Source organism: Ruegeria sp. AD6, from assembly GCF_056542325.1.
Map to the genome: position 1 here is coordinate 23,451 of NZ_JBQFZQ010000003.1, position 20,523 is coordinate 43,973.

Annotated in this window: 24 protein-coding genes; 14 read left to right on the forward strand and 10 right to left on the reverse strand. The window is 58.4% G+C overall.

Annotated elements, in window-relative coordinates:
- The first annotated feature begins 75 nt into the window (after positions 1 to 75).
- Together ACR0KJ_RS08745 and ACR0KJ_RS08750 are read left to right on the forward strand one after the other, a co-directional pair.
- The gene (locus ACR0KJ_RS08745; protein WP_170623541.1) at positions 76 to 426 is read left to right on the forward strand and encodes a Lin0512 family protein; all 351 of its coding nucleotides are present in this window, start codon (positions 76 to 78) and stop codon (positions 424 to 426) included.
- Positions 423 to 785, forward strand: a complete 363-nt coding sequence (locus ACR0KJ_RS08750) for a Lin0512 family protein (RefSeq protein WP_480626465.1) — start codon at positions 423 to 425, stop codon at positions 783 to 785. Before ACR0KJ_RS08745 ends, ACR0KJ_RS08750 begins: the two co-directional genes overlap by 4 nt.
- Before the next feature lie 61 nt (positions 786 to 846).
- Here ACR0KJ_RS08750 and ACR0KJ_RS08755 read toward each other — a convergent pair whose 3' ends face one another.
- Positions 847 to 1,041 carry a DUF1127 domain-containing protein gene (locus ACR0KJ_RS08755; protein WP_170453333.1) on the reverse strand — a complete coding sequence of 65 codons (195 nt, stop codon included), beginning with the start codon at positions 1,039 to 1,041 and terminating at the stop codon, positions 847 to 849.
- Positions 1,042 to 1,238: 197 nt separating this feature from the next.
- Between ACR0KJ_RS08755 and hslV the strand changes: the two genes are divergently transcribed.
- Positions 1,239 to 1,796, forward strand: coding sequence for an ATP-dependent protease subunit HslV (gene hslV, locus ACR0KJ_RS08760; protein ID WP_480626466.1), 558 nt, complete (start codon positions 1,239 to 1,241; stop codon positions 1,794 to 1,796).
- Here hslV and ACR0KJ_RS08765 read toward each other — a convergent pair.
- Positions 1,788 to 3,029, reverse strand: a complete 1,242-nt coding sequence (locus ACR0KJ_RS08765; RefSeq protein WP_170520860.1) for an MFS transporter — start codon at positions 3,027 to 3,029, stop codon at positions 1,788 to 1,790. The genes hslV and ACR0KJ_RS08765 overlap by 9 nt on opposite strands.
- A 105-nt stretch (positions 3,030 to 3,134) precedes the next feature.
- Complete coding sequence (locus ACR0KJ_RS08770) at positions 3,135 to 3,485, reverse strand: DM13 domain-containing protein (protein ID WP_480626604.1); 351 nt, start codon at positions 3,483 to 3,485, stop codon at positions 3,135 to 3,137.
- A gap of 251 nt (positions 3,486 to 3,736) precedes the next feature.
- Between ACR0KJ_RS08770 and hslU the strand changes: the two genes are divergently transcribed.
- The 3 genes from hslU to ACR0KJ_RS08785 all read left to right on the forward strand — a co-directional run bounded on the left by hslU (position 3,737) and on the right by ACR0KJ_RS08785 (position 7,458).
- Positions 3,737 to 5,044, forward strand: coding sequence for an ATP-dependent protease ATPase subunit HslU (gene hslU / locus ACR0KJ_RS08775; protein ID WP_170453337.1), 1,308 nt, complete (start codon positions 3,737 to 3,739; stop codon positions 5,042 to 5,044).
- A gap of 96 nt (positions 5,045 to 5,140) precedes the next feature.
- Positions 5,141 to 6,241, forward strand: coding sequence for an alpha/beta fold hydrolase (locus tag ACR0KJ_RS08780; protein WP_170520864.1), 1,101 nt, complete (start codon positions 5,141 to 5,143; stop codon positions 6,239 to 6,241).
- A complete protein-coding gene (locus tag ACR0KJ_RS08785) occupies positions 6,238 to 7,458 on the forward strand; it encodes an MFS transporter (protein WP_480626467.1) in 1,221 nt (406 codons plus the stop codon). The genes ACR0KJ_RS08780 and ACR0KJ_RS08785 overlap by 4 nt, the downstream gene beginning before the upstream one ends.
- Here the strand turns inward: ACR0KJ_RS08785 and ACR0KJ_RS08790 are convergent.
- Genes ACR0KJ_RS08790 through ACR0KJ_RS08800 form a run of 3 tightly spaced genes read right to left on the reverse strand, consistent with a single transcriptional unit; the run spans position 7,455 to position 9,738 of the window.
- The gene (locus ACR0KJ_RS08790; protein WP_480626468.1) at positions 7,455 to 8,042 is read right to left on the reverse strand and encodes a Smr/MutS family protein; all 588 of its coding nucleotides are present in this window, start codon (positions 8,040 to 8,042) and stop codon (positions 7,455 to 7,457) included. The genes ACR0KJ_RS08785 and ACR0KJ_RS08790 overlap by 4 nt on opposite strands.
- Entirely contained in the window at positions 8,042 to 9,082 is a 1,041-nt protein-coding gene (mltA, locus tag ACR0KJ_RS08795) for a murein transglycosylase A (RefSeq protein ID WP_480626469.1), read from the reverse strand. Before mltA ends, ACR0KJ_RS08790 begins: the two co-directional genes overlap by 1 nt.
- Complete coding sequence (locus ACR0KJ_RS08800) at positions 9,079 to 9,738, reverse strand: Tim44/TimA family putative adaptor protein (RefSeq protein ID WP_480626470.1); 660 nt, start codon at positions 9,736 to 9,738, stop codon at positions 9,079 to 9,081. Before ACR0KJ_RS08800 ends, mltA begins: the two co-directional genes overlap by 4 nt.
- 108 nt (positions 9,739 to 9,846) lie before the next feature.
- Here ACR0KJ_RS08800 and ACR0KJ_RS08805 point away from each other — a divergent pair, with 108 nt between their 5' ends.
- Together ACR0KJ_RS08805 and secB are read left to right on the forward strand one after the other, a co-directional pair.
- Positions 9,847 to 10,347, forward strand: a complete 501-nt coding sequence (locus ACR0KJ_RS08805; RefSeq protein WP_480626471.1) for an FxsA family protein — start codon at positions 9,847 to 9,849, stop codon at positions 10,345 to 10,347.
- Between the two features lie 54 nt (positions 10,348 to 10,401).
- Positions 10,402 to 10,902 carry a protein-export chaperone SecB gene (gene secB, locus ACR0KJ_RS08810; protein ID WP_170453344.1) on the forward strand — a complete coding sequence of 167 codons (501 nt, stop codon included), beginning with the start codon at positions 10,402 to 10,404 and terminating at the stop codon, positions 10,900 to 10,902.
- A 24-nt stretch (positions 10,903 to 10,926) separates the two neighbouring features.
- On the opposite strand, the gene dnaQ is transcribed toward secB, so the two are convergent.
- The 4 genes from dnaQ to ACR0KJ_RS08830 are packed head-to-tail and all read right to left on the reverse strand — an operon-like array spanning position 10,927 to position 13,661.
- Complete coding sequence (gene dnaQ, locus ACR0KJ_RS08815; RefSeq protein WP_480583245.1) at positions 10,927 to 11,649, reverse strand: DNA polymerase III subunit epsilon; 723 nt, start codon at positions 11,647 to 11,649, stop codon at positions 10,927 to 10,929.
- Entirely contained in the window at positions 11,642 to 12,235 is a 594-nt protein-coding gene (gene coaE, locus ACR0KJ_RS08820; RefSeq protein WP_480626472.1) for a dephospho-CoA kinase, read from the reverse strand. The genes dnaQ and coaE overlap by 8 nt, the downstream gene beginning before the upstream one ends.
- A complete protein-coding gene (locus tag ACR0KJ_RS08825; protein WP_480626473.1) occupies positions 12,232 to 13,065 on the reverse strand; it encodes a shikimate dehydrogenase in 834 nt (277 codons plus the stop codon). Before ACR0KJ_RS08825 ends, coaE begins: the two co-directional genes overlap by 4 nt.
- The gene (locus tag ACR0KJ_RS08830; RefSeq protein WP_480626474.1) at positions 13,062 to 13,661 is read right to left on the reverse strand and encodes a Maf family protein; all 600 of its coding nucleotides are present in this window, start codon (positions 13,659 to 13,661) and stop codon (positions 13,062 to 13,064) included. The genes ACR0KJ_RS08825 and ACR0KJ_RS08830 overlap by 4 nt, the downstream gene beginning before the upstream one ends.
- A gap of 404 nt (positions 13,662 to 14,065) precedes the next feature.
- On the opposite strand from ACR0KJ_RS08830, the gene ACR0KJ_RS08835 reads away from it, so the two are divergent.
- From ACR0KJ_RS08835 to ACR0KJ_RS08860, 6 genes are all read left to right on the forward strand, one after another.
- Positions 14,066 to 14,515 carry a CopD family protein gene (locus ACR0KJ_RS08835; protein ID WP_480626475.1) on the forward strand — a complete coding sequence of 150 codons (450 nt, stop codon included), beginning with the start codon at positions 14,066 to 14,068 and terminating at the stop codon, positions 14,513 to 14,515.
- A gap of 122 nt (positions 14,516 to 14,637) precedes the next feature.
- Positions 14,638 to 15,909: a transcription termination factor Rho gene (rho, locus tag ACR0KJ_RS08840; RefSeq protein WP_170520887.1), complete on the forward strand. Its 1,272-nt coding sequence runs from the start codon at positions 14,638 to 14,640 to the stop codon at positions 15,907 to 15,909.
- A 30-nt stretch (positions 15,910 to 15,939) separates the two neighbouring features.
- A complete protein-coding gene (gene mnmE, locus ACR0KJ_RS08845) occupies positions 15,940 to 17,226 on the forward strand; it encodes a tRNA uridine-5-carboxymethylaminomethyl(34) synthesis GTPase MnmE (RefSeq protein WP_480626476.1) in 1,287 nt (428 codons plus the stop codon).
- A 12-nt stretch (positions 17,227 to 17,238) separates the two neighbouring features.
- Positions 17,239 to 19,107, forward strand: coding sequence for a tRNA uridine-5-carboxymethylaminomethyl(34) synthesis enzyme MnmG (gene mnmG, locus ACR0KJ_RS08850; RefSeq protein WP_480626477.1), 1,869 nt, complete (start codon positions 17,239 to 17,241; stop codon positions 19,105 to 19,107).
- Positions 19,104 to 19,724 (forward strand): 16S rRNA (guanine(527)-N(7))-methyltransferase RsmG, encoded by a 621-nt coding sequence (rsmG, locus tag ACR0KJ_RS08855; RefSeq protein WP_480626478.1) that lies wholly within the window; start codon positions 19,104 to 19,106, stop codon positions 19,722 to 19,724. Before mnmG ends, rsmG begins: the two co-directional genes overlap by 4 nt.
- Positions 19,717 to 20,520 (forward strand): AAA family ATPase, encoded by an 804-nt coding sequence (locus tag ACR0KJ_RS08860; RefSeq protein ID WP_170453354.1) that lies wholly within the window; start codon positions 19,717 to 19,719, stop codon positions 20,518 to 20,520. Before rsmG ends, ACR0KJ_RS08860 begins: the two co-directional genes overlap by 8 nt.
- The last annotated feature ends 3 nt before the right edge of the window (positions 20,521 to 20,523 follow it).

Below are 20,523 nucleotides of genomic sequence, written 5' to 3' on the forward strand. Positions count from 1 at the left end.
TCCGGTTGGGATTGATGAAAGATCAAAGGCGCCTGCAACCGGGCGCCTTTTTTATTGAGAAACCGGAGGGGGCAGATGGCCAAAACACGGGTATTGGTGGAATTCGGCATGGGCACATCGCTGCGCCGGATGGATTACACCGAAGCCGCGCTGCGCGCGATAAAGGATGCGTTGTGGCATAACTCGATCAACATGGCCGAGCTGTTCGGCTTTCCGAAAGAGGCGATGATCATCGATGTCGAGATCGGGGTGCAGCAGCCCGATCAGGTGGATACCAGCAAGCTGGTCGAGGTATTTCCCTATGGCTCACCCAGTGTCACCGTCACCAAGGGCGGTCTGGACATCGACAAGCCCGGCGGCACCGGGCACACGGTCATTGCCAATGCCGCGCTTGCGGTTTCGTTCGACATGGAGGCGGTGCAATGAGCGAACAGCGCATCATTCTGGAAATGGGGATGGGCAATGACCTCTATGGTCAGGACTATACCAAGGCCGCGCGGCGTGCGGTGCAGGACGCGCTGCATCACTCCTCGATCACGCTGTTCTCGAATCTTGGCGTCGATCACGGCGAGATGCGGGTGCAGGTGACAATCGGCGTGCAAAACCCCGATCAGGTCGATTGTGCCCAGGTGGCGGCCGACCTTCCGCGCGGACAGGCCGAAGTACATGCAGTGCTGGGGGGACAGGACGTGGTGGATCAGGCGGCTGGCACCCGTCACGTCGTGGCAACGGCTGCAATTGAGGCATTTGTGCCGTCTCAGGTCGGTAAATACGCCTTGAAATGACAAAGAAAAAGCCGCTCGGGGATCCGGGCGGCTGTTCCGATTTGACGATCCGGTCGATGGATCAGAGCTTCGCGATATCCGCGCGAACCAGACCGATATCTTCCAGCTGTGTGTCGCTCAGTTCCGACAGAAGCTTGCGGGTCTTACGGCTCTCGTTCCATTCGACAACGGTTTCGAAAGCGTTGGTGAACGCGTCCACTACGTGCAGGATGGTAGCTGCTCCGAGCGGCGCATGAATGTTTGCAGTGGTTGCCATGTGCGCAGTCCTTTGATGTGAAACAGCCGACCCGTTGTCGGTTGTGAGGCCCATGTAGGGTCTTCATCTGAGACTCACAATTGCTGGTTTGGCAGTCCTGATTTGCATTTTCTGCATATCTTTTGGGCAGTTTCGCAACGGGTTGCGCCGATCCCGCGCCCGGCCCATATATAACGCCGACAAGAACGGAGGCTTTCATGGCAGACAGCGATTTTCCCGGTTGGCATGGCACAACGATCATCGGCGTCAAAAAAGGCGGGCAGGTCGTCATTGCCGGGGACGGGCAGGTCAGCCTGGGCCAGACCGTGATCAAAGGCACCGCCCGCAAGGTGCGTCGCCTGACACCAGGCGGGTTTGAAGTGGTCGCCGGGTTTGCCGGTTCGACCGCCGATGCGTTTACGCTGCTGGAACGTCTGGAGGCCAAGCTTGAGGCCACGCCCGGCCAACTGGCCCGCGCCTCGGTCGAGCTGGCCAAGGACTGGCGCACCGACAAATACCTGCAAAAGCTTGAGGCGATGCTGATCGTCACCGACGGCAAGGACCTGCTGGTGATCACCGGGGCAGGGGACGTGCTGGAGCCCGAGCATAACGTGGCCGCGATTGGATCGGGTGGAAACTTCGCCTTGGCTGCAGCCCGCGCGATGATGGACAGCGACAAAGAGGCAGAGCAAGTGGCGCGTGAGGCGATGGCGATTGCCGCAGATATTTGCGTCTATACCAACGGCAATCTGACGGTCGAGAAAATATCAGGCTAACAGCGCTTTGATCTCTTTCCCTTTCCAGCGGCGGTGCATTCCGATCAGCCCGAAAATCGCGGCAATGACCACGATGTAATAGGGCACACGGATATCGATGCTCATCAACCCACCGCCGATCAGGGACATGATGCCACCCGCCAGACAGAAAACGGCGGTGGTCACGCCCATGACCCAGCCCTGATCCGCCTCGCTGACGCTGGATGAGAACAGGCCCAGCAGGGTCGGATAGGCGACGCCGAACAGGAAATAGAACAGGAAAACCGGCACATAGCTGAGTACTCCGCTGGGGCTGAAGGCAAATGCCAGCCCGCAGATCACCATGGCGATCAGTGATGTGTAGATGATCGAATGCTTGCTGAACCTCTCTTGCGCGGGTTTGACGAGGAAGGTGCTGGAGAACGCCAGCGCGACGCCGATTACCACCATGGCCATGCTGCCCCCGATCACGCCATAGCCAAAGCGGCTGGTCAGGAAATTGTCGACAAAGACATAGAAGGTCACATTGGCGATCATGAAGAATGAATAGACCGGCAGGATTTTCAGAACCATCGGATGACCGCGCACGGCAATCAGGCTGTCGGTGATGTCGCGCGGGCGGAAGACAAAGGGTTCGCGGTCTGTGCGGGTGTCCTTGAAGAATGTCGTCACGAGGAAGATGGCGACCAGTACCAGAACGAAGGCCCCGTAGAACGGGGTTTTCAGGGTGGCATAACTGCCCAGCAGGGCGGCATCGGACAGGACCGCTCCGATAATCGGGCCACCGACAAGGCCAAAGCTGACACCGGTCACGATATAGCCCATGTTTCGGTCGCGGTCGGCGGCATCGGTGCTGCCATCAATCATCGCCGCCTGCGCGATGGGTTGGTTGCCCGCCGTGAACCCGGTGATCGAGCGCCCGATGATCAGCATCAGCAGGCTGTTCATATACAGCGCCGCGATGGTCAGGGCGTAGCCGACAAGTGCTCCGCCCAGACAGACCAACAACGCATTCTTGCGCCCGATGGAATCCGAGACTTTCGAGACGTAAACGACCCCAAGAAACCAGGACAGAAAGAAACACCCGATCACGAGCCCATAGTAGAAATGCCTCCGGCCTTCGGGGGTGCTGTCCGGCAGGAAGCCGGATTTGGTTTCCATGATCAGGGAATTGATGATCGGAAAGACCAGCCCTTGCCCGATCAGGTCGACAAACACCACGAACAGCAAGGTGATCTTGGCAATCTTGGTCATAAAAACGCCCCCGGTTCCAATACCTTGGGGCGAGTGTAACAGACAGTTGTCCTGTTACCTAACGGCGTGTCAGAGGCCGGAAAACCCGACCTCCGACCAGAGTGATTACTTCAGCGAAGCAACGCCCAGCGGTACACCGGCAACCTCGCACCAGATGTAGACTTCGTTGTAGCCCGACACATCCATGGTCGGCGGTACGGCATAGGATTGCTTGCCGGTCAGGTTCAGCAGCGCGCCCAGTTTGCTGTCGGGGGCGTAGGTGCCGTCTTTACCAAAGGCAACGCGCGGATCGGGGCCACCATCCAGCGAGAAGTCGTCGCCCAGCTCAACGATGTAACGGTCGCCATCCTTGACCAGTTTCACCGAACCGCTTGTGATGTGGTTCGAGCGGCCTTCGAAATTGCCTTTCTTTTTGGCGCCGCCGGCCAGGGCAGTGGTGGTGCCGGCCAGGGTCAGGGCCGCGCCGGTGGCTTAAGCTTTCACAAAAAGCGAACGACGAGTCATCATGATGAGGTATCTCCATAAGATTGACGCGGGCTGGCTTGCCCGTCGCGCATGGTTATGCCGCAGCCCATGCCGGTATGGCGATTCCTATCACCACGAAAATCCGTGTGCTTTCTGTGAGTTGGCGTGATGTTTTCGTGATCGGCTTGTGTTTTCGCCCGGTATGATTAGGTTCCGCTGCGAAACAAACGGATAGAACGCATATGACCGACCTGACCCCGCGCGAGATCGTCTCGGAACTGGACCGCTTTATCATCGGGCAGAAAGACGCCAAACGCGCCGTGGCCGTGGCGCTGCGCAACCGCTGGCGGCGCAAGCAACTGGCCGACGATATCCGGGATGAGGTCTATCCAAAGAACATCCTGATGATCGGCCCCACCGGCGTCGGCAAGACCGAGATCAGCCGCCGTCTGGCCAAGCTCGCCCGCGCGCCCTTCATCAAGGTCGAGGCCACCAAGTTCACCGAAGTCGGTTATGTGGGTCGTGACGTCGAACAGATCGTGCGCGATCTGGCCGATGCGGCCATTGTCCAGACCCGCGAATATATGCGCGAGGATGTAAAGGCCCGTGCCCATGAGGCCGCCGAGGATCGCGTCATCACCGCCATTGCAGGCGAAGACGCCCGCGAGGGCACGCGTGAGATGTTCCGCAAGAAGCTGAAAGCGGGCGAGCTGGACGATACGGTGATCGAATTGGAGCTGTCCGATACCTCGAACCCGATGCCCATGCTGGACATTCCCGGCCAGCCAAGCGGCCAGATGGGGATGATGAATCTGGGTGACATTTTCGGCAAGGCCTTTGGCGGGCGCACCGTCAGAAAGCGCATGACCGTGGCCGAAAGCTATGACGCGCTGATCGGGGAAGAGGCAGACAAGCTGCTGGACGATGAAACCGTCACCAAGACTGCGCTGGACTCGGTCGAACAGAACGGCATCGTGTTTCTGGATGAAATCGACAAGGTCTGCGCCCGCTCGGACGCGCGCGGCGGCGACGTCAGCCGCGAGGGGGTGCAGCGCGACCTGCTGCCTCTGATCGAAGGCACCACAGTCAGCACCAAACATGGCCCGGTGAAAACCGACCATATCCTGTTCATCGCGTCAGGCGCGTTCCACATCGCCAAACCATCCGACCTGTTGCCGGAATTGCAGGGCCGTCTGCCGATCCGCGTCGAACTGCGCGCCCTGACCGAAGAGGATTTCGTTCGCATCCTGACCGAAACCGACAACGCACTGACCCGCCAATACACCGCCCTGATGGGCACCGAAGAGGTCACGGTCAGCTTTACCGAAGACGGGATCGCGGCACTGGCGCGGATTGCGGCGGATGTGAACCAAAGCGTCGAAAACATCGGCGCGCGGCGGCTTTACACGGTGATGGAGCGGGTGTTCGAGGAACTTTCGTTCAATGCACCGGATCAAGCCGGGGCCGAGATCACCGTGAACGCACAATTCGTGGAAGACAATCTGGGCGAGTTGACCAGATCCACCGACCTCAGCCGTTACGTTCTGTAACAGATTCAGCCGAAACTTGCCGTCGCACAGGCCCCATGTTGCTGGACGTGGGGCCAGAATTCGATAGCTTAGCGCCAAACGTTCCGGGGGCAGGTCGTGTTGCGCTATTTCATCCTATTGTTTCTATCCCTGTCTCTGGGGGCCTGCGTCGACAGGACGATTTCGGAAATCGTTCCAACCGCGCTGTCGGTTGGCACGCCCAAGACCGTCTTTGCCAGCACGACCCGCGCGCGTGAACCTGACGGATCCTTTGGCTTTCGGCGCGGCGAGGCGCTGCAATTTCTTGAGACCACCGTGTCCATCCCGCCCTCGCATACGCCCGGCAGCCTGAAATTCTCTTACGCCAACCCGAACCCGCAAAAGGAGTTTGTACTGGCGGAAGTCGAGCAGCTGAACGGCGCCCAAGGGTTGCGGCAGCATCTGCGGGGTCAGGATGATGTGACGATCTTTGTCCACGGCTATAACTCGACCCAGACCGAGACCATATTTCGCGCGGCTCAGCTGTCTCATGACATCGGCATTCCCGGAACGACGCTGGTCTATTCCTGGCCCAGCCGGGCGACCGGCTATGGTTATGCATATGATCTGGACAGCATGTTGTTTGCCCGCGACGGATTGGAACAGACCATTCGCGAGTTGAAGTCCATGGGGGTCAAACGCGTGATCCTGCTGGCGCATTCCATGGGCAGCGCCTTGTCGATGGAGATGATGCGACAGGCCGAACTTCAGGAGCCCGGCTGGTCGAAACGCAACCTTGATGGGGTTGTCCTGATCTCACCCGATCTGGATGTGGATCTGTTCCGCTCGCAGATGAGCCGGATCGCGACCCCGCCTGACCCGTTCATCGTGATGGTATCGCAGAAGGACAAGATCCTGAACGTCTCGGCCCGGCTGCGCGGCACGGCCGAGGGCGAACGGCTGGGCAATATCAGTTCGATTGAGACCTTGCAGGAGTTTCCGATCAACGTGATCGACACGACCGCCTTTAACAGCGATGCGCAATCTTCGCATTTTGTGGCCGCGACCTCGCCGGCGCTGTTGGCCATTCTCAGTTCGCTGCGACGGGTCAGCAACACGTTCGGGCCGGATGAGAGGCCGGGCATCGATATTCTGGTTCCGCCCAGCGAGCGCAATCCAACAGGCGCGACCGAGATTGTTCTGACCGAATCCGGACAGGCCGAGGTGTCGACCCCGTGACGCGGTTCAGCCTGCGTCAGTTTCTTTTCGACAACGCATCCTGGCTTGGCACAGGATTATTGCTGACCTTCCTGTCCAGCTTTGGGCAGACTTTCTTCATTTCGATCTTCGCAGGGGAAATCCGGGCGGATTACGGGCTAAGCCACGGGGCCTGGGGCGGGCTTTATTCGCTGGGTACGCTGGTGGCGGCAGGCGTGATGGTCTGGGCCGGGGGGCTGACCGACGTCTTCCGCGTGCGGGCGCTGGGCCCCGTCGTTCTGGCAGGTCTGGCCTTGGCCGCGCTGGCGATGGCGCTGAACAGCTGGATCGTTCTGTTGCCGCTGGTTGTCTTTTTCCTGCGCCTGTTCGGGCAGGGGATGAGCGTCCATCTGGCGCAGGTGGCGATGGCGCGTTGGTTCACCGCATCGCGGGGCAAAGCCCTGTCCATCGCCTCATTGGGTTATTCGATTGGCGAATCGCTGCTGCCTTTGACCTTTGTCGCTACGATGGCGTTTCTGGACTGGCGCTGGCTTTGGGTCATTGCGGCGGGTCTGATCCTGCTGGGCATCCCGGTTCTGATCCGTTTGCTGCGTCAGGAACGAACGCCCCAAGCCCTTGCGGACGAATACGCGGCAACCGGTATGCAGGGGCGTCACTGGACCCGACATGAGGCGCTGTTTCATCCGCTGTTCTGGTGCATGGCCCCGGCCATTCTGGGGCCGTCCGCCTTCATCACCGCCTTCTTCTTCCATCAGGTACATCTGGCCGAGGTCAAGGACTGGCCTCATATCCAGCTGGTTGCCTTGTTTCCGATATTCACGGGGGTTTCGATCCTGTCCATGTTTGCGGCAGGCTGGGCATTGGACAAATGGGGCACCGCGCGGATCATGCCGTTTTACCAGATCCCCATGGCCATCGGATTTGGTGTGTTGGCCTATTCGGACACCATCGGCAATGCTATGATCGGATTGATCTTTCTGGGCATCACCGCAGGGGCACATAACACCCTGCCCAGCGCCTTCTGGGCCGAGTTCTACGGCACCCGGCATATCGGCGCGATCAAGGCATTGGCAACAGCGCTGATGGTTCTGGGATCCGCCATCGGCCCGGTTCTGACCGGCGTGCTGATCGACCTTGGTGTTTCACTCAGCGCGCAATTTCTGTGGGTCGCCGGGTTTTTCCTGCTGGTCTGCGCGCTGATCTGGCTGGGCATTCACCGTGCCAAGGCCGATTTCTAACGTGAGCGCCGCAGATAGACGTAATACGCCCCATCCCCGCCATGGCTGATATGGGCGGGCGTCACCTGCATCACCGCCTGCGCCAGCGGAGGGATCGACAGCCAATGCGGCACCTGATTGCGCAGCACGCCACGTGGTGTTGGGATCGGCCCGGGCTCATCGCGGTCTTTGCCCTTGCCGGTGATCACCAGCACCAGCCGCTTTCCCTGTGCCTGCGCGGTCAGCACGAAGCGCACAAGCGCTGGATGCGCCGTATCGATCCGCATGCCATGCAGGTCCAGCTTGCCCTCGGGCTTCAACTTGCCGCGCTTCATGCGACCGAACGCCTTGGTGTCCATCTGCACCGGTGCAGACCGCAGCGTTTCCGTGATCGACGGCTTCAGCGTGTTCCCGGACGACTTGCCCTGATGGCTCTGACCCAGTTCAAACGCCTCGATCCGCGGTTTCGGCAGTTTCTTGGGCGTTGGTTTCGGCAAGGTCGTCGGGTGCACGGTCTGAGGGATCTCGGGGTGCAGCCGCTCAGCCTGCTTGGCGACCTTGCGCCACAGATCGATCTCTTCACTGGTCAGTTTGCGCCGGGTCATCAGAATTCATCCGGCAACAGGGCGTAGGCGCGTTGGATCGGCAGCAGTACAACCATGCGGCCGGGATCCTTCAACCGCCCAGCCGCCTGACCTGCATCATCCCCGGTTCCAAAGAAAATATCCGCCCGCTGCGCGCCTTTGATCGCCGCGCCGGTGTCCTGCGCGATCATCAATCGACGCAGCGGGTTCTTCCCGTCTTTTTCCACCCAGACAGGGGCACCCAGCGGCGTATAGGCCGGATCGGCGGCGATACTGCGCATGGTGGTGATGGATCGGTTCATGGCCCCCAGCGGCCCTAGTTCGGGCGCAACGCGGCTGACTTCGCGGAAGAACACATAAGATGGGTTGTGAAACAGCAGTTCCGCCCCGGCTTCGGGGTTCTTGCGCACCCAGGCGCGGATCATCTGAGCGCTGACCTCATGCGAGCCCAAAATCCCGCGCCGAACCAATTCCACGCCAATCGACCGGTAGGGATGACCATTCGCGCCGCCGTATCCAACACGCAATGCCCCACCATCCGGCAACCGAACCCGCCCCGAGCCCTGAATTTGCAGAAAGAACAGCTCGACCGGATCATCGACCCAGGCGATCTCAAGCCCGCGCCCCTGCATCACATCGCCGGTCAGGATGTCCCTGCGGCTCAGCCACGGACCTTCGGCCCGCGCTTCGGGCGGCATCTTGTAGATCGGGTATTTGAACCGGTCGGAGCGGGTTTTCGACCCGTCCAGTTCGGGTTCAAAATACCCGGTGAACAGTGCGTCTTCACCGTCTTCGACCAGAACCGGGCGAAAGAACAGCTCAAAGAACGCCCGCGCGGCATCGGCGTCGTAGGTCCGGGCCACGCCACATAACGCGCGCCAATCGGGGTCTTTCAGATCGCCGCAGGTGTTGAGAAAAACGGAAAGGGCCGCGCCGTGGTCATCCTCGGCCCAGCCCTGCAGATCGTCAAACGACAGGATAGATCGCGTCGCCTCGGCTCCGGCGGCGCTGGCGGTGGTCATGACGCCCACCAGTAAAAGCGACCGGAGCGTGGCAATCATGCGTCCGTGGCAACAAGCAGCCAGTTCGGATCGTCCTTGCCCATCACACGGGCAAAGGTCCAGCTGTCCTTTTGGCGTTTCACGGTGTTCGGGTTGCCTTCGATAATGTCACCCCCGCGATCGCGCACGACCGAGGTCAGCTCACCAACGAATTTCATGGTGATCTCGGCCTCATTGGTGTCCTTGTCGAAGGACACATCCGCAAGCGTGGTTTCGCGCACACCGATGAACTCGGCCTCGATGGTCAGGCCCTGATCTTCGCGGGCCGCGACAACCGAGACGAATGTGTCAAACACATCTTCCGCCAGGAAGGGCTGGATTTCGTCCAGATTGCCCTTTTCGAACCCCATCACGATCATCTCATAAGCACCGCGCGCGCCCTGAACAAACTCGCTGACGGAAAAGCTGGGCTCGACCCGCTTCATCGCGGCCAGGGTCTGCGCCTGTTCGCTGTCTTCGGGGACGTGGTCGGTGATGTCATGATCGGGGCCGCCTTCGATCACCTCGAAATCACGACGGGATGCGCCCGTATCGGGCTGATGCGGAACAGGAGGTTTCTCGAAACCTTCACGCGAACCCAATACGCTTTTCAAGCGCAGGATCAGGAAAATGGCAATTCCGGCCAGGACCAGCAACTGGATCATGGGTTCGTTCATTTCATCCTCTTTTCAGAACCGAGACTTTGTGTACGCGGCCTCCTGCCACTATGTAGGTGACAGTTGGTGGCAAGTCCACAGCCCGGCCATATGGAAAGGATAACGCAAATGTATCTGTTCTTGGCATTTTTGTTGGTTCCGATCATCGAAATCGCCCTGTTTATTCAAGTGGGTGGTCTGATCGGCCTATGGCCAACGCTGGGAATTGTGGTCCTGACAGCGGTTTTGGGCACTGTTTTGGTGCGGACACAAGGTCGCATGGCGCTGGGACAATTGCAGCAATCCTTTGCCAAGCTGGACGACCCGACCGAGCCTTTGGCCCATGGGGCCATGATCCTGTTATCCGGCGCATTGCTGCTGACACCCGGATTTTTCACCGATGCCATTGGTTTTGCCCTGCTTATTCCGGGCGTTCGGGTGGCCGTGTTCCGGTATCTGAAGTCCAAAGTCAAAGTCACCCAGTTCCAGATGGGCACGGGTGCCGGGTTTCAGGCCGGGCGCAGCCCCTTCGATCAGGGCGACGTGATTGACGGAGAATTTACCGAGGTGCGCCCAAGGAAAGAGCCCTCGAAGCCTTCAAAATGGGTCGAAGGCCCGCCCCAGCATTGAGGTACCGCCCTCAAGTTGCTAAGCAGTGTCGAATTTCATTTTTGGAGTAGATCCATGGCCGAAGAAAACGCTGCAGAAAACACTGCGGCCCAAGCTGCCCCGCAGGTTCAGATGCGTGTTCTGGGACAGTTCATCCGTGATATGTCCTTTGAAAACGTCATGGCGCAAAAAGGCGTGTCGGGTGACGTACAGCCCGAGATTCAGGTTCAGGTGAACCTGGACGCGAAGAAGCGCCCGACCGAGCATCAGTACGAGGTTTCGGTCAAGCTGAAACTGACCTCGAAAGCCAAGGGCATGGACGATGTCCTGTTCCTGTGCGAACTGGACTATTGCGGCCTGTTCCACGTGGAAGGCGTGCCAGAGGATCAGATCCATCCGTTCCTGATGATCGAATGCCCGCGGATGCTGTTCCCGTTCCTGCGCCGCATCGTCAGCGACATCACCCGCGACGGTGGCTTCCCGCCGGTGAACCTGGACAATATCGATTTCGTGGCACTCTACCGCAACGAATTGATGCGTCGTCAGGCCGCTCAGGCCGAAAAGACCGACGCCTAAGGGTTTGACCCGTGCCTGACCGGTTCAGGCGCGGGTCCACAGGGCGCTGTCGCCCAGTTTTTCAACAAAAGCCTCATGCGCTGCGCGTTCCTCATCGGTGATCCGAGGGGGCAGGGCTGTTGCGCGCGGCGTCGGACGCCAGTCATCCGCACCACCTGCACCTGATGCAGCCGAGGTGGACAGGCCGAAATCGGGCTGCCGACCGCCGATCAGTTCCAGATAGACCTCGGCCAGAATTTCCGAGTCCAGCAACGCCCCGTGCAGCACCCGATTGGTATTGTCGATGTTGAACCGGCGGCACAGCGCGTCCAATGACGCGGGTGAGCCTGGAAACCGTTTGCGCGCTATGGCCAGCGTATCCAGCGCCTGGTCCATGGGAATCTGCGGCAGATTCATCCATCTGAGTTCCGCATTCAGGAATTTCATATCGAAGGATGCGTTGTGGATCACCAGTTTTGAATCCCTGATGAAGTCCAGGAAACCTTGACCGATCTTGGCAAAAACGGGCTTGTCTTTCAGCGTCACCTCACCCTTTTCCGGCGGGCGTGGGGATTCCAGCAGGTCGGGGCCAATTCCATGCACACCAAACGCCTCTTCGGGCATCGACCGTTCGGGGTTGATATAGACGTGGTAGGTCTCACCCGTGGCCACATGGTTCCACAGCTCGACCGCGCCGATCTCGACAATCCGGTCGCCGCTTTCGGGATCAAAGCCCGTGGTTTCGGTATCGAGTACAATCTCACGCATCTGCCAACCCCGCCCGTATTTGCCTGACCACATCCTGCACCTGCACGCGGGCGTGGTCCAGAGTGTCGGTCACGATCACATAATCCGACCGGGCGCATTTTTCGTCATTTGGCATTTGTTTGGCTCTGATCTGCTCAAACTGCGCCTCGGTCATCGTGCCGCGCGCCATGACCCGGCGCTTTTGTTCTTCGGCCGGGATCGAGACACAGGCGACCGCGTCCATTGCCGCATCTCCGCCGGTTTCGAACAGCAGGGGGATGTCGAACACCAGAATGTCTGTCGTCGCGCTTTCGCGAAAAGCCGCCCGGTCCGCCGCGACCAGAGGATGGACAATGGCCTCAATGGCTTTCAGCGCGGACCCGTCCTGTGAAATGATCTGTTTCAACGCCTCCCGGCTGACCGATCCGTCGATGATGGCGTCAGGATAGGCCGCACCCATCGGCGCAACCGCCGCACCACCCGGCGCATAAAGCCGATGCACCGCCGCATCCGCATCCCACAGCGCGCAGCCTTCATCGACAAACATCTGCGCCGTGGTGCTTTTCCCCATGCCAATCGAGCCGGTCAGGCCAAGCGCAAAGCTCATGCCAGGGCCGCCGCGCGGGTGTCGGCGTCAACCTCGGGGCGGACACCGAACCAACGTTCGAACCCAGGAACCGCCTGATGCAGCAACATGCCAAGGCCATCCACCGTGGTGCACCCGGCCTCTTCTGCTGTTTTCAGAAGGTTGGTCTTTAGCGGCGCGTAAACCAGATCGGTCACCACCGCTCCGGGCTGCAACCCATCCAGCGGCACGCGCAATTCCGGCTGACCCTGCATGCCCAGCGAGGTTGTGTTGACCACAAGCTCAGCATTTTCCACGACATTTCCGGCCTGAACCCAATCGACCACGGTGATGCGTTGACCGAACTCTTCTTTCAGATGGTCCGCACGCGCACGAGTGCGGTTGGTCAGCAGAATCTCGGGCACGCCAGCATCGGCCAAGGCCTGCAGAACCGCGCGCGCCGCCCCACCAGCCCCAAACACCACGGCTGGCCCGTCCTGAGCGTTCCAGTCCGGTGCGCCGCTGCGCAGGTTCTCCATGAACCCGTACCCATCGGTGTTATCGGCATGGATCGAGCCATCCTCGCGGAACACCAGCGTATTCGCGGCCCCGATCACAGTTGCCCGGTCAGAGACATGATCGGCAATCCGTAAAGCGGCTTCTTTATGGGGCACGGTCACGTTTGCGCCTACAAACCCGGCCTTGGGCAGGGTTCGCAGCACAGTCTCCAGATCCGCAGGGGCCACGTCCATCGGAATGTAATGCCCGGACAAGCCATAAGTCTTCAGCCAATGCCCATGCAGCTTGGGCGACCGGGAATGCCCGATCGGATGCCCGATCACCCCGGCCAGAGGTACCCGATAGTCCGTCATTGATCGATCACCCCTTTGACAGCCAGATAGTTGAGCAGTTCCAACAAGGGCATACCCAAAACGTTAAAATAGTCGCCGTCAATGGTTGCAAACAGGCGCACACCTTCTTCTTCCAGCTTGTAGCCCCCGACCGAGTGGCGAATGCTGTCCCAATTGCGGTCGATGTAATCACGCAGATAAGCTTCGGAACTCATCCGCATCCGCAGGCGGACCTGTCCTATATGCCGCCAGATCGGCTCACCATCCTGATAGATCACGGCCGCTGACAACAGCATATGGCGTTTACCCCGCATCGCCTTAAGCTGCGCAAACGCGTCCTCGGGCGTTTTCGGTTTTGACAGCAACTGGCCCTCGAAATCCAGCACCTGATCGCAACCCAGCACCATCGCGCCGGGGGACTTGTCGCTGATCTTGCGCGCCTTCATCTCGGCCAGCGCATCTGCAATATCGCGGGGCGAGGCCTCTTCAGCCAGCAGCGCGCGCTTTATGGTATCCTCATCCACGCGCGCCACCTGCACGGTGAAGGGCACGCCTGCATTTTCCAGCAGCTGCGCGCGAATGCTTGAGCCCGAGGCCAGGATGATGGGGACAGACATGTGGACAACCCCGTGTGCAAATCGTTGAGCGTTCTTGGACGCTTTGTATGGTTTTCCGATTGACACGCAAGCCCGGGAAATCTGCTCGAAACTTCCCCGAGTCGCCCGAACACTGTCCATCCGGGACAAGGATAACTCGGAACCAAGGGATAACTGAATCCCCCATAGATATTCAGGCAGTTATCCCCAGAGGGTGTTAGATGATATAGTGATAAGTATCTGTTATTTAATATCTATTTATAAAACTCACAGAATCGGCCTGCGTCTCGTCAAAACTGTCCACCTGGGGAAAACCAAGGGGTAAAAAAGTAATCCACGGAAATTACGCACCCTACAAAACCATCTTCCTTTCTTCTTTCTTATTTTTTTATTAGGGAGGGTTCCGAGCAACGACCGGAGCCGGAATGACTGATCTGCTTTTCACGATCTACCCATGGGTGAAGGCACTGCATATCATGGCCGTGATCTCATGGATGGCTGGCCTGTTCTATTTGCCCCGATTGTTCGTCTATCACGTTGAAAAGGCGCAGGCCGTCGATGGCGCGCAAGAGATCTTCTTTGAAATGGAAGAAAAGCTGCTGCGCGTGATCATGCGTCCCGCGATGATCGTGGCCTGGGTGTGTGGCCTGATCATGGTGTTCACGCCGGGCATCGTCGGATGGGATTTTGTCTGGCCCTGGCTCAAGGGTGCAGCCGTGATCGGGATGACCTGGTTCCATCACTGGCTGATGGCGCGGCGCAAGGACTTCGTTGAGGGGCGAAATACGCTCACAGGGCGGCAGTATCGCATGATGAACGAGGTTCCGACCGTTTTGATGGTAATCATCGTCCTGGCGGTCGTTTTGAAGTTCTGAGGCACCGTTTGACTCTGCTTAAGTAAGCGCTTATCTAAGCCGTAACACGCCCGTCCGGGCGGCGTATCTTCCGTACTGAAATTCCACTTCGTGCCGCGCTGTCAGCGGTGAAGGTATTTATCATGTCCACTGACTCTCTGAATCTGGCCGACCTGAAGGCCAAAAGCCCCAAAGACCTTCTGGCGATGGCCGAAGAGCTGGAAATCGAAAACGCCTCGACCATGCGCAAGGGCGAGATGATGTTCCAGATCCTGCGCGAACGCGCGGATGAGGGCTGGACCGTTGGCGGCGATGGTGTGCTTGAGGTTCTGCAGGACGGCTTCGGCTTCTTGCGCTCGCCCGAGGCGAACTATCTGCCGGGTCCCGATGACATCTATGTCTCGCCTGACATGATCCGCCTGCATTCGCTGCGCACCGGCGACACCGTTGAAGGCGAAATCAAAGCGCCTGATGATAGCGAGCGGTATTTTGCGCTGACCAAGGTCACCAAAATCAACTTTGAAGACCCCGAAAAGGCCAAGCACAAAATCCTGTTCGACAACCTGACGCCGCTCTACCCAGATGAGCGGCTGAAGATGGAGATCGAAGACCCGACCATCAAGGACAAATCGGCCCGCGTGATCGATCTGGTCTCGCCCATCGGTAAGGGTCAGCGGTCGCTGATCGTGGCCCCGCCGCGGACCGGTAAGACAGTGATCCTGCAGAACATCGCCCATTCCATCGAACAGAACCACCCGGAGTGCTATCTGATCGTCCTGCTGATTGACGAACGCCCCGAAGAGGTGACGGACATGCAGCGCTCGGTGAAGGGTGAGGTTGTATCCTCGACCTTTGACGAACCGGCGACCCGTCACGTGGCCGTGTCCGAGATGGTGATCGAAAAAGCTAAGCGTCTGGTCGAACACAAACGAGATGTTGTTATTCTTCTCGACTCGATCACAAGACTTGGTAGGGCGTTCAACACCGTGGTGCCATCCTCGGGTAAGGTTCTGACCGGCGGTGTGGACGCAAACGCCCTGCAACGGCCCAAGCGGTTCTTTGGCGCGGCACGGAACATCGAAGAGGGTGGCTCGCTGACCATCATCGCCACGGCGCTGATCGACACTGGCAGCCGGATGGACGAGGTGATCTTCGAAGAATTCAAAGGCACCGGTAACTCGGAAATCGTCCTGGACCGCAAGATTGCCGACAAACGCGTGTTCCCGGCGATCGACATCCTCAAGTCCGGTACAAGGAAAGAGGACCTGCTGGTCGACAAGGGCGATCTGGCCAAGACCTTCGTTCTGCGTCGTATCCTCAACCCGATGGGCACGACCGACGCCATCGAGTTCCTGTTGTCCAAGTTGAAACAGACCAAGACAAACGGCGAGTTCTTCGATTCGATGAACACCTGACACAGGTCTTAACCCACGCGAGGCCTTCGAATGGATACGATATTCGCCTTGGCCAGCGCGCAAGGCAAAGCAGGGGTGGCGGTCATCCGCCTCTCTGGTCCTGTCGCCCGTACCGCTGCGGAAAAGATAGCCGGTGGCCCTCTTCCGCCGCGGGGTATGAACCTGCGCACCCTGCGGGACGCAGATGGCGCGCGTCTGGATGATGGGCTGATCCTGACCTTTCGGGCCCCGGCCAGCTTTACCGGTGAAGACGTCGCCGAGTTGCAAATCCACGGCAGTACCGCCGCCGTCAATGCTGTGATGCGATGCCTGTCTGAGACTGACGGGTTGCGTCTGGCCGAACCCGGAGAATTCACCCGTCGCGCCCTTGAAAACGGCAAGATGGACCTGACTCAGGTCGAGGGTCTGGCAGACCTGATCGACGCCGAAACCGAAGCGCAACGCAAACAGGCACAGACGATTCTGGCCGGAGAGTTGGGTAATCTGGCCGAACGCTGGCGGCGCGATCTGATCCGGGCTGCATCCCTGTTGGAGGCTGTGATTGATTTCGCCGATGAAGAGGTTCCCACCGATGTGACCCCGGAAGTCCGGCAGTTGATCTTAGGCGTGAGCACAGAGTTGCAACGCGAAGCAGACAGTGTTCGGATCGCAGAACGCATACGAACCGGGTTCGAAGTTGCCATTGTAGGCCTGCCCAATGCAGGCAAGTCCACTCTGTTGAACGCTTTGGCCGGGCGCGAGGCTGCAATCACGTCGGAATATGCGGGTACAACGCGGGATGTGATCGAAGTGCGCATGGATCTGGCCGGGCTGCCGGTCACTCTGTTGGATACGGCCGGATTGCGCGACACCGAAGATCATGTCGAAAACCTGGGTATTGCGCTGGCGAAAAAGCGCGCGGAAGCTGCTGACTTGCGTGTTTTCCTCACCGACGATCCATCAGAGCTTGGCGTCGAAATGCGGTCCGATGACATTCAGGTCAGGCCGAAAGCGGATCTTCAGCAAGGTGTAACGCTCGGTGTCTCGGGTAAAACCGGGCAAGGGATAGATGAGCTGATTTCCAACATATCGTGTGTTCTAAGTGAACGAACCACTAGCCATGGTATATCTACCCGTGAACGGCACAGGATTGCGCTGATCAACGCTAAAGAGGCGTTGACCGTTACCATGTCGGTTCTGGAATCAGGCCCGGACCTGTATGATATTGCAGCAGAAGAACTGCGCACCGCGATCCGCGCGCTTGAGGTTTTGGTCGGCAGAATTGGGGTCGAAGATTTGTTGGACGAAATCTTCTCAAGCTTCTGTCTTGGAAAATAAGGAGTGTTTCACGTGAAACATTCGGACTTCGATGTTGTAGTCATAGGCGCCGGCCATGCCGGAACCGAAGCCGCTCACGCCGCAGCCCGTATGGGAGCGGCGACAGCACTGGTCACGTTGTCCGCATCCGACATCGGGGTCATGTCCTGCAACCCGGCCATTGGTGGGCTGGGGAAGGGCCACCTTGTGCGCGAAATCGATGCGCTGGATGGAGTTATGGGCCGAGTCGCGGATCAGGCAGGTATCCAGTTTCGTCTTTTGAACCGCCGTAAAGGCCCGGCGGTGCAAGGGCCCAGAACCCAAGCCGACCGCGCCCTGTACCGCGCGGCGATGCAGAAAGAGACGGAACGCCAGAGCAATCTGTTAGTCATTGTCGGTGAAGTGATCGATTTTCTGATGGATGGGGAGCGCGTAGCCGGAGTGAAACTCGGCGACGGTTCAGAGGTCAAAGCGCGCGCTGTCATCCTTACATCCGGCACCTTCCTGCGCGGCGTTATTCATATCGGTGACGTGTCCAAGCCCGGAGGTCGCATGGGCGACCGCCCCTCTGTCAAACTGGCAGAGCGGCTGGATAGCTACAAGCTGCCGACCGGACGCCTGAAAACAGGTACGCCACCTCGGCTGAACGGGCGAACCATCGACTGGACCGGGTTAGAGCGGCAGGACGGGGATGATGAACCGACCCTGTTTTCGTTCTTGTCGAATTCGGTTGTCGCGCCCCAAATCTCTTGCGGGATCACGCATACGAACGCGCGGACGCATGAGATTATTGAGAAAAACCTAAGTAAGTCGGCGATGTATGGCGGTCATATCGACGGTGTTGGGCCTCGGTATTGCCCGTCAATCGAAGATAAGATTGTTCGGTTCGCGGATAAGGACTCGCATCAGATCTTCCTGGAACCGGAAGGCGTGAATGATCATACAATCTACCCCAACGGAATCTCAACCTCGCTGCCGCAAGACGTGCAGCTGGACTATGTCCGGTCGATCAAAGGGTTGGAACAGGCCGAGATTCTTCAGCCTGGATATGCGATTGAATATGATTACGTCGATCCGCGTGTGCTGACGGCAAGACTGTCTCTGCCGGATGTTCCCGGCCTATATCTTGCGGGTCAGATTAATGGCACCACAGGATATGAGGAGGCCGCAGCCCAAGGCATGGTCGCGGGCCTCAACGCGGCATTGGACGTACAGGGCAAAGATCCGCTGCATTTCACGCGGGCCGACAGCTATATCGGCGTCATGATTGATGATCTGACGACCCGAGGGGTGGCTGAGCCGTACCGTATGTTCACCTCGCGCGCCGAGTTTCGGTTGTCTCTGCGGGCGGACAATGCGGACCAACGCTTGACCCCGCTGGGGGTGCAGACTGGATGTGTTGGTCAGGAACGCCGTGCGCAATTTGAAGCCAAAATGGACAAGTTGGATGCCGCCAAGTCACTGCTGACCCAGCAGACATACACCCCAAAACAGGTCCGAGAGGCTGGAATCAACGTCAATCAGGACGGAAATCGCCGGAATGGGATGGCGATTCTGGCGTTTCCTGACGTCTCTTTTGAAGATATGTTGCCGCTCATCCCTCAGTTGACCTCGGTCGAACCTGACATTCGGCTTCAGATTGCGCGAGATGCGCTCTATGCGAATTACATCGCACGACAGCAGCGTGACGTCGAAGCCATGAAGCGCGATGAATCCTATGTTATTCCGCGCGAATTCGATTTCTTTTCGCTCGATGGGTTGTCATCAGAGATGAAACAGAAACTCTCGCAAGCCAAACCAGCAAATATCGCCCAAGCCAGCAGGGTTGAAGGCGTGACTCCGGCGGCTTTGACACTGGTGCTGGCCAAGTTGCGTCGGGACGAAAAAGCGCGAAAAGCATGACTCTGGACCATTCAAAACTCGATGCGCTCGATGTTTCACGTGAAACATTCGAGCGGCTGAGCCTCTATGTTGACCTGGTGAAGCGCTGGAATCCAAGGATCAACCTGGTATCGCGTAACAGCATGAATGACATCTGGAATCGGCACATTCTGGATTCAGTACAGGTGTTCCGGTGCGCTGAACCCTTTGAAACCTGGTCTGATCTGGGTAGCGGTGGTGGTTTCCCCGGGATGGTCTGTGCGATCATTGCGGTGGAAGAGGCGCCGAGCGCTCATTTTCAGTTTGTCGAAAGTGATCAAAGGAAATCCGCTTTTCTGCGGAATGTTGCGCGGGAATGCGGAGTTTCCTGCCAGGTGATCTCCAAAAGGATCGAAGCGATTGATCCATTGGGCGCTGACATCCTATCAGCCCGGGCCCTGGCAGACTTGAATACGCTTTTGTCATTTTGTGACAGGCATTTAAGCGAGTTCGGCACGGCCTTGTTGCCGAAAGGCGCGAACTGGAAAAAAGAACTGGTCGAGGCACAGGAAGAATGGAAATTCGAAGCCGAGCCGATTACAAGTTTAACAGAACCCCAGGCTGTCATCCTTAAGATCAAAGGAGTATCACGTGGTTGATCTGTCTCGTCCTTCCGGGCCCCGGATAATTGCGGTTGCCAATCAGAAGGGCGGAGTTGGAAAGACAACCACGGCGATCAATCTGGCAGCAGGGTTGGCCGAGGCCGGATGCCGCGTTTTGGTGGTTGACTTGGATCCTCAGGGTAATGCTTCAACCGGGCTGGGTGTCGAAGATCGGGATTGGACCACCTACGACCTCATTCTTGACGATGCGCCCTTGGAAGCGGTTGTGCAGGAGACCGAGATTGATGGGCTGTTTGTCGTTCCGGCCACTGTTGACCTGAGTTCTGCCGATATCGAACTGATTTCCAACGAAAAACGCAGCTATCTGTTGCATGATGCGCTGCGTCAGACCTCGATCGACAGTTTTGAGCTTGATTTTGTTCTGATCGACTGTCCCCCATCCCTGAATTTGTTGACTGTGAACGCCATGGTTGCCGCCCATTCGGTGCTGGTTCCATTGCAAAGCGAATTCTTCGCGCTGGAAGGTCTTTCGCAGCTTATGCTGACGATCAGAGAGGTTCGGCAAACCGCGAATCCGGACCTGAGAATCGAAGGTGTTGTGTTGACCATGTATGACAACCGCAACAACTTGTCCCGTCAGGTCGAAAAAGATGCGCGTGACAATCTGGGTGAGATGGTTTTTAAAACCAAGATACCGCGGAATGTCCGGGTCAGTGAGGCCCCGTCTTATGCGTTGCCTGTTTTGCAATATGATTCAGGTTCGCTTGGGGCGATGGCGTATCGGCATCTGGCCCGCGAAGTCATGCACAAGAACAATAAAGTCGCCGCTTAAGCG